The sequence below is a fragment of the Ruegeria lacuscaerulensis genome (genome assembly GCF_013033355.1).
GTDB classification, from domain to species: Bacteria; Pseudomonadota; Alphaproteobacteria; order Rhodobacterales; family Rhodobacteraceae; genus Ruegeria; species Ruegeria lacuscaerulensis_A.
The window spans coordinates 1-14,796 of the sequence record NZ_WQDY01000026.1; the positions used below are offsets into that span (position 1 = coordinate 1).

Sequence of the window (14,796 nt, forward strand, 5' to 3'; positions counted from 1 at the left end):
GCTTGAATCACGCAGCAAAGTCGACGGCAACCAAATTAATAGGTCCAGAACCTAGGGACCACGAGATTGGTGAGCGGCAGTGAGCCGCCTGTTTGGTTTCTTCGCCAAAAGACCACGCAGAGCACTCGGTTACCTCCTGCGGGCAAAAGGTACTATTGCTCCGATGGACCAGAACCCAATCATGCGGTAACAATTAAACTTGGCCAGTCAAATTGGGCCTACCACTCGAGCTACGGGCTAGGACACTCTCCAGTTCCTCACTCTCAAAGACATTCAGCCTCGTGCGTCTGGAACAATTGACAATGCGTACACCCAATTTTTCCGCTTCCGAGCGGGCTTTTGCATAGGAAACCTCCAGAACATGCAAATTTGGTGAGTGCCATTTTTCCCCCGGAAGGCGATAAAGCGGGTGAAAGTGGTTCTGCTCTCCGTCGCTGACCATAACACCCTTTTCGCCCTCAGAGACTTTACCGTCGGTATATTGGTGGTCCAGACCCAGCAGGCAGATTTCTGTGAAACCCATGGCTATCGCTAATTGTATCTCGGTGTAAACGATTGTTGACCCCCACGCGATCCCGCTGGTCAGGTCTGGATTGAACTCAGGGAATTCAGAATCTTCCAGCGGGTTATCCCAGTTTTTGGGTGGTATCAAAGGAAAACACACCGCATCTTCGAATCTCTTAGTGTCAGAAAAAAAATTGGCCGGAAACAGTTTTTTGCATCCAGACAGTTTTTGTATTTCATCAAGGCACTGAGTAAAAACCAGCTTATCTTCAACACAATAGAAATTGGGACGCCAGGATGTTTGATCGTAAATCAGAAAAATTTTATTGGAAGCAAACGATATCTCATCCTTTATCTTTTCAAGGTCCGAAGCGGTAAGGCTTGGACCATTCCCAATGATAAAACATCTATTTCCTGCGTATTTTTTGGTCAATCCGTTTAGGTAGTTTTTATCCTGCTTGCTGACATTTGAATAAATTCTGGTGCGATACCCGGGTACAAAAGCACGCTGCAACTCTCTTTTGATTTTCCATAGTGGAACCATGATAAATTACCGAGCTCCAAACTTGATAACCTTTTGAGCGGCCAATAGTTCTAGTGACAACGAGGCAGTTTGAGCAAAACTCAAAGTTCCACTCACCGCGTAACCCTAAGCAACCCATACAGGGTTGTCCAGAAGACAGCGCGACCAGGGTTCGTGTTGGAAATGAGTTCGTAATAATACTCAAGTCGTCACAAGAGAACTAGGATCTACTTCCGTGGCAGCTCCCCGTTGGAGCGAAAGCAAAAGACAGGCCTTGCTCATGGATCGTCTTCGGTGACTGCTCATTTCTAGCTTTTCAGCTGCCTAAAAGGGTGCGCCGGGAAGACGGGCGATTGTTGTTTCTGATGGATTCTTGTGCAGATTCTTGCCTCTAAACCATACTGTTTAGCTGCGTCGCCTTCGCGGCCTTGGGGCACCGGGCAGATCCCACAAGTGTGATTGCGTAAAGACAGGTACTCTATTAACACTTGCGCTGATAAGACCATATGGTTGGGCAGGGCATGACAAAAAAATATCTGATGGTGGGGACCGAGCTTTCAGGTGCCGTAACCGGGCGCCATTTAGCCGAAGCTGGGCATGATATAACTATAGTCGACAGCAGCAATCACATCGGTGGGAACTGTCATACTGCCCGCGATCCTGACTCCGGCATAATGCTCCATGTGTACGGCCCACACATTTTCCACACAGATGATGACGAAGTGTGGGGCTACGTCAATCGGTTTGAGGAATTCCTGCCCTTTAATAATCGGGTTAAGACGACCTGTCGTGATCCAAGTGGCAAGCGAAGCGTTTTTTCGCTTCCAATCAATTTGCACACCATCAACCAGTTATTCGGCAAAACAATGCGGCCGGACGAGGCAAAGAGATTTATCGCCGAAGAACAGGCGGACAGCAGCATTGTTGTTCCAAAGACTTTTGAAGACAGGCGCTGCGTTTTGTTGGTAAAGATCTGTATGAAGCCTTTTTCAAGGGTTATACGATCAAACAATGGGGCATGCACCCGTCTGAGCTGCCTGCTTCCATCCTGAAATGGCTACCAGTGCGATTCAATTATGACGACAATTATTTCTTTCATAAATTCCAGTGCATGCCCAAAAACGGCTATAGTGCGATGATACGGGCGATATTGGACCACCCCGGAATCACGATTCACCTGAACAAAAGCTTCGCTCGCGCGATGGGAGAGGGTTATGATCATGTGTTCTATTCCGGCCCGCTCGACGAGTATTTTGATTGTGAGTTGGAGCGGCTGGGATATCGAACGCTTGATTTCAAACGGTTTGACTATGACGGGGATTATCAGGGATGCGCAGTAATGAATTACGGCGAAGAGACCGTACCTTACACGCGCATTACAGAGCACAAGCATTTTGCACCTTGGGAGGAACACGAAAGCTCTGTCTGTTATCGTGAGTTCTCGCGCTCGGCAGAGTTCGGAGATATTCCCTATTACCCAATTCGCCAAGTCAAAGAAAAAGAACTGCTGAGCGCATATGTTGATCTTGCCAATGCCACTCGCGGCGTAACGTTTGTAGGCCGACTTGGTACATACCGCTATCTGGATATGGACGTGACGATTCGAGAGGCTCTTGATACCGCCCGTGGGTTCGAGGCTAAAGTGACCGACGGCGAAGAAGCACCAGCATTTTTTGTCAGACCCGTATAGTAATTGCCGAGCAATTGCGATCTAACGTATTGCGCCGCCGGCCCGATCAGAAAGAACTTTCAATGCAAAAATCTTTCGGTAACGAGAATTTTCGAGATGTCTAAAAACGCAATTGTTTTTACAGCCAACACCATGCATGTGGCGCAAGCCAATTTGATGATAGAGTCCCTGTTCGACCCGGAAAAAGGTAATTTCAATGGGGATTTGTGGGTCATCTCTACCCATCTGAGCGCAGGGTGCCAGGAATACCTCGAAAGCCGTGGAATCCGCTTTCTGATCAATCCACTTACCAGCTTCCAGAACTGGAAATACCGTCGTGACATAGCTCGATCTCAACCTGAATTCCTGCGTGGAAAACTGGAAGAAGACGACGCTTTTCTTCTGTACCGCAACAAGAGAATGAGCAAGCTGATCATCAATGATTGGGTGGAAAAGTTCGGTCGAAACTATGACGCTGTGGCGTTGTGCGACAACGATCTTTACTTTCAGCGTGATATAAATGACCTGTTTCATCGTACTGCTCAGTCTGATCCAGATGCGTTATGGTATTGGCAGGAAGAAAACAGAAATTTGCCGGGCACCAACCTGTGGATGAAAAATGCCCACTATTCCCGACTTCACGCAAGCGACGGGTTGGATTTTGGCCAGCATGAAATAAACATCGGGTTTGTGATCTCTTCCCCCAGGACAATGCGTTCGATATTCCGGCGGGTCGAAGCGCTTTTCTCAAGCTGTCACATCGAACTGTTCCGGGACTGCCTCTGGCACGATCAGGATCTGGTGCGGTTGATCCGGGCCCAGGATCCCAAGCTGTTCCGCTTGTTTGAGGAAGGGGATGTCCTGCATCTGTGCAACGGCGGGGAAAATCTGCTGGACGAGCGTAGCCCGCAAGAGTTCTTTCACAAAAAAACAAAAGAAAAACCGTATGTTGTGCACTTCGCGGGTGGCGCTTGGAGGGGCTATCGTTCAATCGCACCATCCTATTTGGTCGACGAAAATGCATATTTCTTTGTGGAAGAGCAAACGGAACGGTTTGATGAAATCCGCCAGTTAACCGATTACGACCCGTTTGACGCCCCGTCGCCGTTTTTCACCGAGCACAACATAGAGACCAAAGCTGCAGCCCGCGAAGAATGGATGAAGTTGACGGCCGACAGCCAAAAGAAGCGGATGCTGTTCTTTTCTTGGCTCGACACCGGTAGTCATCGCCCACTGCGCGGCACATTGGCGGATTTCCTCGACAACAACGAATTTGACCTAGCGGTTATCGATGGAAACGTAAACGCCAATGGCAATGACGGGCTGATCGCCGAGGATTTGCCTGACCTGTTGGCTCATGTGACACGCACGGTTTTCAATAATCGTTTTGGCCGCCAGTTCGGACTTAGACGAAGCGATATTCCCGAAGAGGCAATTTCGGATGCGATCGCCGCTTTGGTCAAGGAATATGGATGTTCGCAAAGAAATGCCCGCGCAGTGGCAAATGCGGCATATATTTATTTAAGTAAAGCAATATCTTACTACAGACCGGATGTCGTTGTTGGCTGGGGTGCCTATTTGTTGTGCTCGCGAATCCTTAGGCAAATTTGCAAGCAACGCGGCATCCCGTTTCTAACCATGGAGCTCGGTGTTCTTCCAGAAACACTGGCCTTTGACTGCCTTGGTCACATGGGCGAAAGCTGGGTCGCCCAGAATTTTGACGCCTTTAACGCATTGCCGTTGGCGGATGCCGACAGGTTAGCCGCCAAAAATTATCTCGAGAAGACCCGGCGCGATCGGCCAACGCGGAACGTCAAAATCGATGTTTCGCCATCCGATTCGAACCAGCTTTTGAGGCTAAAAAGTTCAGGGAAAAAGATTGTCGCCTATATCGGCAGCAATTGTGCCTTTTCCGGCCATGTGCCCTACGACGACAACGCCCGGACCTATCATTCACCTTTTTTTAGCGATAATGACGATGTTGTTCGCAACTTGTCCGAGGCATTTGCGGGCGATCTGGGCACCCACCTAGTCTACAAGCCCCATCCCATTTCGATCACGCGCGGACTGGACCTTGAAGACGAGTACCCCAATGTAACGGTTTTGAAGGACGTTAACCTTGATGACTGCCTGCAGATTGCCGACCTTGCGCTGGTCAAGGTTTCGCAAAGCAACTACGAAGCGTTATTGCGGGACACTCCTGTCCTGATGCTTGGGCGCAATCAGTTGAACGGGTCTGGCGCGGTTTATGAACTGAGCGGCAGGGACGCTCTCAGAGACGATATTTTGAATGCCCTTCAGTTAGGCTTAACATCGGCGCAAAAGACGTCATTCGAAGATCATGTCGCGCGGCTTTTGAAGTATTACGTATATTCCGTTTCGGGTGCAGAATTTGGCCGCCCGCAGTTACAAGTCACGGAAGACATAGAGACGTTGCTCAACGCATCTGGGCCTAAGCGTCTGGAAGCCGAACAAATTGCACTGAACGCGCATAACAAGTCTGCGCAACCTGCTGAGGGAACGCCTGCTCTCTCGATCATTATGCCGGTCTTTAACGGCGAGCAATATCTGGCCGATTGTATCGGATCGATATTGTCACAGAGTTTTGGTGATTTTGAACTTCTCTGCGTAAACAACGGATCCACTGACGGGTCGCAGGAAATCCTGGATTATTTCGCCCGCCGAGACACGCGCGTGAAGCCGCTTTATCAGGAAGAATCCAACCAACGCTCCGCTCGTAACCTTGGGGTAAAACAAGCTAAAGGCACATACTTGCACTTCTTTGACTGCGACGACCTGCTGGTCCCTAATGCGTATGAAAAGCTACTGTCAGCGATGCAGAAAACGAAAGCAGATGTGTTGTATTTCTTTTTCGGCGAGCTTTACAACGTTTCCAAAACAGGCCGGCCTCGGCATCGAGAATTTCAGAACTATTTGCCGCAGCAGGGGCTTTTTGAGATGGAAGAGCAGCATAAGCGCCTGTTCGCGCAATATCCCTTTCCTTGGGCAAAAGTGTTCAAGGCCGATTTCTTTCGCGACAAGGACCTCTATTTCGATCTCGATTGCGCCAATTTCGATGACAACCCACAGAACTTGCGCACCTTGCTTTCCAGCCAGAACATATTTGTGCTCAACAAGCCGTTTTACAAGTTTCGAATAAACCAAAACTCAATGACCCAATCGGTCAATCCGCGTGTGATCGGAATGCTGGACGCTGTCCGGCTGATGAATGAAATTTTTACCAAATTCGGTCGCTACGACGAGTTCCAAAAATACTACGTTCCCTACAAAATCCACCTTCTGCACTTTGCCTGGACCCGATTGCCGGAGGATTTGAAAGAGGCATATCTGGCTGGTATCCCGAACCTGTTCCTTTCCGGGGACGATGAGTACTTTGAACGCGACGACCTCGCGTCTATGTTCTCTTACATGTCGCCGGAAAAAGTGGGATTTATTCGATCCGCTTTGCGCGGTGAGATTCCGAAAGCTGTTTCGGGGTCGCGCGATACTCAATTGGATGGCGGTTCACGGAACACCGGTTGGATGCGCCCAAAGGCAGACAAGTCAAAGAAGCATAAACGTATATTTAGGTCTTCGAAACGATATGCACGTGGCTTGGCTCGTTCCTTGAAGCGCGCCTCTCGCACTTTGCGCGGCCGTCGTAAATAGGAACTGTGGAGGTGCCCGTCGTCAAGGGTTTTGAGACAGATGGCCGCGCTCCGAAGTAGGCGTCAGCCGGTATGAGGTTTTGCAGGCTCTCGTGACAGCCCCGGTGGCGGTAGTAATCGACAAAGGCGTCGATCTGCTGCCTGAGATCACTGGGCAGGTAGAAGTTGTCCAGCAAGAGGCGGTTCTTGACAATCTGATGCCAGCGCTCGATCTTTCTCTGAGTTTACGGATGGTATGGCGCCCCTTGAACATGATCGATTTCCTGCTCTTCCAGCCATTCAGCAAGTTGGCCAGAGATCAAGCGGGTCCCGCTGTCGCTGAGCAGCCGCGGCTTGTGGCAGACGGTCGCCTGGGCACAGCCCGACGCCTGCAAAGCCGGGTCCAGCGTATCGGTAACATCACGGGCTGTCATCGTTGTGCAGAGCTTCCAGGCGATGATGGATCGGCTGTTATCGACTATGATCGTGCCGACGTAAAACCAGCCCCAGCGGATCACCTTCAGATAGATAAAGCCGGTCTGTCATAGCTTGTTCGGCCGTGTTGTCTTGTCCTGGAACTCGTCTGCGGTTGACAAAACCACATAGGCCGGGCTGATGATCAGATCGTAGAACTTGAGGATGCGATAGACAGAAGCTTCCGACGGAAAGCACTTTTCTGTGCCGGTGAAGCGAAAAGCCGATTCACTTGGAGAAAGCTCACTTTCATAAATATCCAGATCCTTGATCTTTTCGCCGTGGCGGTGCTTAGTTCCGGGTTTGTTTCTCATCTCCACACCTTGGCGGTTACGATGAGCCAGAAACCCCCTCTTATCAAGTCGACTTAAACTGTCCCGTTGGCGTTGAGTTGACGTTATTCAGACAGCCTATCGCCTCTCTCGGCAGTGCAGCGAACCTGCGACAGCCATATCGACCGTATTGATGCGTCGGTTCGATCACGTCGGCTACTATTCTGTCTTCGTCTGCGGGGTTTTGTGAAGGTCATGGATGCGACTAAGTGTATCTAAAAAGCCTATTTGATCCACTTGGTATAAGATGGGCGTCTGTCTGCCTAAGACAACAAACTGTTGGCAGAGTTCGTGGACCATTCGGTTTTCGCACAGTAGCGGCTGCCTCTTTTGAGATCCGGCCCAACATCTCTGAGCGTTCGCACCGAAAATGGGCTCAAATCGCCCGCAGAATAGGTTAGCACAAAGTCAGGTTACCACATCGTTATTTGAGAATAACGCGCGGTTCAGCACAGCCACGAACATCCAAATGAACAAGAAACGTGTTTCCGGCATGTTCAAGCCACTTCGAACGATTTTCGGGTACCTTCTGGCGCGCCGTCGTCACAAAGAGATGCTGAAAATCCTGACCCCCAAACGCAGGGCAAGACGTGTGGCCGGTTGGGAGATCAATCGCGGACAGGAAAGCTCCTTCGGGGCTGTAGCGCGCGACGCGGGCCGAACCCCATTGAGCGCTCCACAGGCATCCTTCTGCATCCACCACAGCACCGTCTGGTTTGCGTTCAGGATGGTCATCTGTAGCGCGCAAATCGACAAAAATCGCCGCCTCATCCAATGGCCAACCGTTTTTGGGGTCAACCCGGATACGCCAGATGATACGGGTTTTGGTGTCGGAATAATACGCGCAGTCCCGGCTATGGTCGAAGCAGATGGAGTTGGGAGTGCTCATATCGCGCTTCAAAACCTGCAATTCACCGCCCCCATGGTGATCCGGACGCCAGCGATAGAGCGTTCCCATGCCTGTATCTCCGGATTTGCTCATGGTGCCGACCCAAAAGCCACCCCAGGGATCGGCTCGACCGTCGTTGGAGCGCGTCAACGGGTTGTCGGATTCGATGTCGCAGAGCATTTCTTCGGACCCTGACACGAGGTTGAAGCGGCTCAACCCGGTTTCGCTGGCAATCAGCAGATGGTCCCGGTCAATCCAACCCGCAGCGCTGACATTACGGTCGAATTGCCAATTAAAGGACTGGGTTCCGACGCGCGACAGGAGTTTCGAATTGACGATATCAAACCAGAAAAGCTGCTGGCGCTCCGGATGCCAGATGGGGCCTTCGCCAAGGGTACAGGGGCGATCATCAAAAATCTTCGCTTGATGGGTCATAAAAAATCCAAACAACAATGCGCCTCAGACGTATTCCTAGACAGCCTGATACCCGTCACATGAAGTCGGCCACCAAATTCACCTCTCTCTGTCGATCCCGCTTGCATAGCGCCCCGTACGATCACAACCCCAGGTGCCGGTACAAATTATTCAACGTGTTTTCATGCACATATTCGATAGCCTGCACGGTACTGTTGGCATTGTGGCTTGAAACGGCGACGTTTTCGAACTGCAGCAGCGGATGATCGGTGGGCAAAGGTTCCTGTTCAAAAACATCCAGCGCTGCGGCTGCGACTTTGCCACTTTGCAGCGCGGCAATCAGCGCCGCTTCATCCACAAGCCCGCCGCGCGCCACGTTGCACAGGATCACCTGATCACGGGCTTTTTCCAGCGTATCCGCGTTAATCTGATGATAGTTTTCAGGCGTTTGGTTGCAGCACAAACAGATCACATCGGCTTGATCCAGCAGGTCATCAAACGAAACGATCTGCGTGCCGTCCGGAGCTGAATCCATATGGGGATCATGCGCAATCACATTCATGCCCAGACCGCGCGCCCTTTGGCCCACCCCTTGACCGATGGCGCCATAGCCTACAACACCCATGGTCTTTCCTGTCATTCCGGGAAAGCGCCCCTTCGGCCATTCACCCGCGCGGATCATCCGGTCGGTGCGCGCTAGGCGGCGTGTCGCGGCAAGCAACAGGCCAATGGCATATTCGCTGACCGCATCCCGGAACGCGCCCGGCGAATTGCAGACTGGCACGTTCAGGCGCTGCGCTGCTTTAAGGTCAATGCTGTCGATACCGGTACCCCATTTCGAGATCACTTTGAGCCGCGGCAAATAAGACTCAAGAACGGTTTTCGTGATCTGATCATCACCGGCGAGCCAACCATCCACGCCTTGGGCATATTCCAGACACTGATGTTCAGCCATGAACTGGTTCACTTCGGGCCAGATAGGCATCAACCCTTTTTCCCGCAAAACCGCGTCAAAACGATCTTTTTCGTTTATCATCATGATGTTGGAAACAAGCACATGCATGACTGAACCCTTATGCGTTTTTGCGTTTTGCCAGAACGCCCAAAAGAGCTTCGGCGATATCAAGGTCTTCCTGTGTTTTTATCACGTGGCCCGAGATCGCACTCACTGGGTAAAAGGCGATCTTGCCATTGTAAGTGCCGATGGTGCCAGCTTCTACTGCCTCAATATAGGACTTTGCACGCCAACCGGTGATAGACCAGGTGACGCGTTGGGTGGGCTCCAGATCTTGTGAGTTGGTTTTCTCTTTGAACGTGAAGTTGACAGGCTGATCTCTATACGCCACTTCAATCCGGTCTTGGATGCAAGACAGCATCACATCCGCGTCCGATGCGATAAACGCCTCGGCAAAGTTCTTTACTTCTTCAGCTGTCAGTAAAGGTGCGATCGAATGCACCTGAATAAGAAGGTCGCAATCGACGTTTTTCAGGAAGTCATAAACAAACTGCTCTGATGTTGCGACCGAATTGCCCAACTCCTCGGGGCGCTTGTAAAAGTTGATACCGCAATGATCAGCAATGGATCCGAACTCTGCATTTTCCGAATTAACGTAGACCTCGTCAAAGCAGCCTGAGGTCTTGCATTTCTCGATCGCGTGGGTAATCAGCGGTTGCCCTGCTAGCGGGGCAAGATTTTTCTTCTTCAGTCGCTGGCTACCCATACGAGCGGGTATCATTGCTATTGTTTTCATGTCTTCCTTCTCATCGATAGCCAGCTTAGGCGCAACTGCGGGCAAATAGCGGCTTTTGCTTCTCAAAAATTTCCCGAGGCGCACAAAGGCTTTTTTGATCGTTGTCTAGTCTGACCGGCGCGTCACCGAGATCATAGCTGGCATAGCGCAGCCCGGCCTCCTGCGCGATCAGGGCGCCTGCCATGTCATCCCAGCCTTTTGCTTCCCGGCTAGCGACAAGGCTGACGCGTCCTGCTGCAGCGTAACACAAATGCAATGCCTGGCTGCCAAAATTGCGCAGTTTAAACATGGTCAGCAGCTGTGCAAGCGCGTCAGGCGCGACAATTGCAAAATCCTTGAGCAACCCAGAGGACACAATTGCCAAATTTGATTGTCTGGGCTCGGGAAGCAAGGGTTCTTCGTTCAGGCGGGCACCGCCGCCCTTCTGCGCCGAATAAAGATCGTTTTGTACGATATCATACACAGCGGACAGCGTCGGTTCGCCGTCGATCATCAAAACCACAGCAACACTGTAAACGGGTAACCCGGCAACAAAGTTCACGGTTCCGTCCAACGGATCAACCAGCCAGAGTGGACCTGAACCCTCGTGCGGGCGGTAGTCTTCCTCTCCTACTACTGAGGAACCGGGAAGCAATTCCTGCAGCCTAGCCTTGAGCAGCCTTTGCATGTTCAGGTCCACATTGGTGACCAAGTCCAAACCATCTGAGCCTTTGCTCCAGATTTCTGGCTGCTCGTTGAACACCTCCTTCACCCAACCTGGCAGTGCTGCGCACAACGCCGCACGTATCCCGTCTAGCGCTGGCTGACCAGACATGGTCAAAACTTACGTTCTGCAATAAGTGCTTCGTCCATATTTGACATACGCATATACTGGGTCAGAATATGAATGAATGACATGTGGATATCTTCGATGACGCCGTAGTTCGTGGCTTCAACATGCACGTTCACGTCCGCCATGTCCTTTGATCGCCCGCCTGAAAACCCGGTAAACGAAATGGATTTCATGCCAATGTCCTTTGAGACTTCAAGCGCCCTCACGACATTTTCGCTGTCTCCCGACGAGCTTACGGTCCATAGTAGATCACCGGGTCTGGCCATGGATTGCAGCTGGTAGGCAAAAACCTCGGCATATGAAATGTCATTTGCCAGCGCCGAGTTCATTTCGGTATGTGCGGAAAGAGACATGAAACGCGGTGTTAGCTCTGTGTCTGTACGTACGCACTTCAAAAAGTCACACAGTGAGTGGTTGGCAATACCGGCAGAGCCACCATTGCCGCAGATGTAGATGAAGTTGCTCGCCTGGATTGTTTCGATTAGCAACGCACTAACCTGGTCCAATGCACTCATATTGCTTAATGCTGCAGCCTTGGAGAGGGTGTCGAAGTACTGGCCAGCAAAGCTTTCACAACTCGAAAAACGTTTGTTTGGGAAAAAGTCTCTCATTTCCATTCATCCTTCGAAGATGGGTCGGTCACTCTTAGGTTTCCAAGACAAAGCGCAGAACCCCGGATCTCAGGCTGCGCTGTAGCAGGATTTGCAAGTCATGCAAACGGTTCTGGTCAGCCTCGCGAAAAAAACCAGACCAGAATGGGATATTTGAATTCTCAGTGGTCTTGAAGTAGCGATCCAGAATGACCGCGTCCAGCCGACCGGGCGTTGAAATTTCAAGAACCGAAAGCCTGACTTTTGCGCAAAGTGCCTCAAAGCCCTTGATCGAAAAAACGGTCAGCCGATCGAGCGGAATGAAACTTGGGGAATCCGCCCCCAGGATTTCATACTCCAAACCGTCCGCGCAGGAACTGGCTATGAAAATCACAGTTCCAGCGGGAACCGAGTGCTTGATTGTCCGAACCAGGGCCTCGGGGTCGGCGACCCTATCTAACTCTGTCGGCATCAAGACTGCCCGGGGTGCTATGTTCCTGAGACGTTCACCAATATTGTCAAATCCAGCGTTTTCGAGGCTGAGCGGCAAAAAATCCCAACTACGGTTGTGGCTTAACCGCCGCGTCGACTCGGGCCAGGCGGTCGCATGCGAGGCAAACCGGATGTCGACAACTTTATCAAGCGGGCGCTGCAGTCGCGCCTCGGTCAGGCTGATCCAATTCATGAGCGAGATGTATTCAAACTCGCGGGTATTGCCTGTATCTCCGGTTTCTTTCCGACTGATGATGTCAAGCCGCAGACGGTCCAGCGTTTGCTGGCTGGGAACACGCTGCGCATAAATGGTGTTGCAGTCTGAGCAGCGCTGAAATTCCAGCAGTGTCTGGGAAAAGTTCTTGCTCTTGGCACAATCTCCTCCGCAGGCCGGACAATTCCTACGCACCGTCCACGTCGTATCGCGATCCAGCATCAACTCTAACAATGCCTTGTTACGCGCAAGACGGTATCGAGCGGGTTTTTCCCCGGTGACGGTATTTACATCGGGAAGATGATCAAGGAAAACAGGTGTTTGCATTGTCAGATTGCCTGATCGGGAAGCGGGGTTTGGTCTTGCAGTATTCGATGCCACTCTGGATCAGCGGAGTAAATTCTCTCGACCAGTTCCATCACATCCAACGCTTGCTGAGAAGTGCCGCAGCGCAACGGTTCTTCCTTTACAACCGCGTCATAGAACTCGGCGACTTCCTTGTCCCAGGACTTGTCTTCCGTAAAACGCAATTCCTGACTTTCCGGGTTCGGGATTGGATTTCCGGTTGTATCCAACCTGTTTAACGCAACCGTCAGCACCTCCGTTCCATAGCTGCCCGAAGCCGAGAGGATGCCGTCCACCGAAACAAAACCATTGCGCAAGTAAAGCTCGAGCCGAAACGTGTGTTGCCACTGCGTTGCGGAAGAGTGGACCGAGGCAACGATGCCATCAGCGTTTTTCATCAGCGCGAAAGCGTTGTCTTCAACCGGAACATCTGTCCAAAAATTGCGCTGGACATAGCTTTGTACATCCTCAAAACGACCAGCAAACATCTGAAACAGATCTAGCATGTGAATGCCTTGATCAATCAAAATGCCACCACCAGATTGTGCCGGATCGTTGCGCCAACTCTGCGCATAGTCCGGGCCGCCCGCCTTGCCGTAAACGCCTCGCATGAAATAGAGCTCGCCCATTGTGCCAGCGTCGATCAGCTTCTTTGCCTCTTCTATCGCGTCATGGACCCGGTGATTGAAGCCAAACTTCAAAACCCGATCTTGTGCCGCGCGCTCAGCTGCTATCATGCGGCGCACATCATCCGAGCTACGACCGGGTGGTTTTTCCGAGAACACATGTTTTCCGCGTTCCAGCGCCGTGCAAACCACATCCGGGATCATCATGTTTGGGACGCTGCAAACAATGATGTCCGGATTGAAATCATAGACAGCCAAAGGGTCAGTAACCATAGCAAAATTTGCATCTGGATCCTGCGATGTGTCGCAGGCTACTACAACTTCGAACCCGCCGTGACGTTCCATGGCCTCGTGACGAATCCGTCCCATTTTACCATATCCTACAATGGCCACACGCAAGGTCATGAACAAGTCTCTCTTTATCGCGGCAAAGCACCAAGCAACGTTCTGAAACCGTGCAATAAAGTCTGAACGCCAAATCGTGCCGAATATATCAGGCTGCGAACCCTGAGCAAGTTGGAATTCCTTCCAAGGTGTGAGCACTCGCCAATTGAGAAAAACTTCGTTTGCACTGCGCTTATTCAGCGTTATGGATTACCCGACACAGGGGATTGCAGTAGAATTATGGATCAAAAACGCTCAAAATACCTCTGCGCAGCGCTCTCGCGGGCCCGAACAGCAGGGCGCCCCGCTCTGCTGGAAAAGTCAGACATACCGGAAAGCGTGTCCGACGCATATGCCATCAGCTTTGCGCAAATGGAAAAAACCGCGGCGTGGAAAGTCGGCGGGGCCAATCCATGGTCGCGGAAAGTCTTCCGGAATAAAGACATTTTCATTGGCCCGCTGCATCCAGAAGAGTTGTCCGTAAAAACTCCGTCCATTCCAGTTGCCCATCTCAATGCGCCACTGGCTGAACCGGAGATTATGCTCGAGCTTGTGCAAAGTAACAATGCTGGCGGCGATGTGCAGTTTTCCCGCATGTCGATCGGGTTCGAAATTCCCGCATCGGTTCTTCCCGAAACGTTGAAAACAAATCTGAACGGACAGATCGTGGACCGGGCCGGAGCTGGTGCGCTTTGGATCACCGGGATCACTCCATTTGATAAAACCATCTTGCAACAGGAGTTTTCATGCCGCACTTGGCGTAATGGAACAGAAACCCCATGCGGCAGTTCCACCAATCTGTCCAAGGGTCCGCTAGGAGCTGCTTTCGAGTTTCTTCAGGTTGCGAGCAATCTTGGCGCGCCGCTACTGCCAGGGCAATGGGTCGCAACGGGTGGTCTTAGCCCAGCTTTCCCAGTTAGAACTGGCGATACTCTGCGCGTTAAAGCCCTGGACTGGGATGAAAGCCTCAACCTGATCTGAGGCGCGACTTGAGTTCCGGTCTGGCGCCAAACATCCACACAAGCCCGTGGTCCGGTCGAACCAAGGTTCGTCTTTATGTTCTGGCCTCATTGATTTACAGCCAGAATAGCACGGTTGCTGCTAGAGCGA

General features: G+C 51.5%; 10 protein-coding genes and 2 pseudogenes. 3 read left to right on the forward strand and 9 right to left on the reverse strand.

Annotation, left to right across the window (positions count from 1 at the left end; translation table 11 throughout):
- Positions 1 to 193: 193 nt before the first annotated feature.
- Positions 194 to 1,048, reverse strand: coding sequence for a 6-hydroxymethylpterin diphosphokinase MptE-like protein (locus GOW48_RS22030; protein ID WP_170756211.1), 855 nt, complete (start codon positions 1,046 to 1,048; stop codon positions 194 to 196).
- A 500-nt stretch (positions 1,049 to 1,548) separates the two neighbouring features.
- On the opposite strand from GOW48_RS22030, the pseudogene GOW48_RS22035 reads away from it, so the two are divergent.
- Positions 1,549 to 2,717 (forward strand): annotated as a pseudogene (locus tag GOW48_RS22035) (UDP-galactopyranose/dTDP-fucopyranose mutase family protein).
- Positions 2,718 to 2,813: 96 nt separating this feature from the next.
- Positions 2,814 to 6,365, forward strand: coding sequence for a glycosyltransferase (locus GOW48_RS22040; RefSeq protein WP_170756212.1), 3,552 nt, complete (start codon positions 2,814 to 2,816; stop codon positions 6,363 to 6,365).
- Positions 6,366 to 6,414: 49 nt separating this feature from the next.
- Here GOW48_RS22040 and GOW48_RS22580 read toward each other — a convergent pair.
- From GOW48_RS22580 to GOW48_RS22085, 8 genes and pseudogenes are all read right to left on the reverse strand, one after another.
- Positions 6,415 to 7,071 (reverse strand): annotated as a pseudogene (locus GOW48_RS22580) (transposase); the annotation flags it as partial.
- A gap of 502 nt (positions 7,072 to 7,573) precedes the next feature.
- Positions 7,574 to 8,473, reverse strand: a complete 900-nt coding sequence (locus GOW48_RS22055; protein ID WP_170756215.1) for an SMP-30/gluconolactonase/LRE family protein — start codon at positions 8,471 to 8,473, stop codon at positions 7,574 to 7,576.
- A gap of 121 nt (positions 8,474 to 8,594) precedes the next feature.
- On the reverse strand, positions 8,595 to 9,515 hold the full coding sequence (locus GOW48_RS22060) for a phosphoglycerate dehydrogenase (protein ID WP_170756216.1): 921 nt from the start codon (positions 9,513 to 9,515) through the stop codon (positions 8,595 to 8,597).
- A 10-nt stretch (positions 9,516 to 9,525) separates the two neighbouring features.
- Entirely contained in the window at positions 9,526 to 10,203 is a 678-nt protein-coding gene (locus GOW48_RS22065) for an acylneuraminate cytidylyltransferase family protein (protein WP_170756217.1), read from the reverse strand.
- Positions 10,204 to 10,228: 25 nt separating this feature from the next.
- Positions 10,229 to 11,017: an inositol monophosphatase family protein gene (locus GOW48_RS22070; RefSeq protein ID WP_170756218.1), complete on the reverse strand. Its 789-nt coding sequence runs from the start codon at positions 11,015 to 11,017 to the stop codon at positions 10,229 to 10,231.
- A gap of 2 nt (positions 11,018 to 11,019) precedes the next feature.
- Complete coding sequence (locus GOW48_RS22075; protein WP_170756219.1) at positions 11,020 to 11,646, reverse strand: SIS domain-containing protein; 627 nt, start codon at positions 11,644 to 11,646, stop codon at positions 11,020 to 11,022.
- Positions 11,647 to 11,680: 34 nt separating this feature from the next.
- The gene (locus tag GOW48_RS22080; protein WP_170756220.1) at positions 11,681 to 12,658 is read right to left on the reverse strand and encodes a hypothetical protein; all 978 of its coding nucleotides are present in this window, start codon (positions 12,656 to 12,658) and stop codon (positions 11,681 to 11,683) included.
- A 2-nt stretch (positions 12,659 to 12,660) separates the two neighbouring features.
- On the reverse strand, positions 12,661 to 13,707 hold the full coding sequence (locus GOW48_RS22085) for a Gfo/Idh/MocA family protein (protein ID WP_269149635.1): 1,047 nt from the start codon (positions 13,705 to 13,707) through the stop codon (positions 12,661 to 12,663).
- A gap of 351 nt (positions 13,708 to 14,058) precedes the next feature.
- On the opposite strand from GOW48_RS22085, the gene GOW48_RS22090 reads away from it, so the two are divergent.
- Positions 14,059 to 14,667, forward strand: coding sequence for a hypothetical protein (locus tag GOW48_RS22090; protein WP_170756222.1), 609 nt, complete (start codon positions 14,059 to 14,061; stop codon positions 14,665 to 14,667).
- The last annotated feature ends 129 nt before the right edge of the window (positions 14,668 to 14,796 follow it).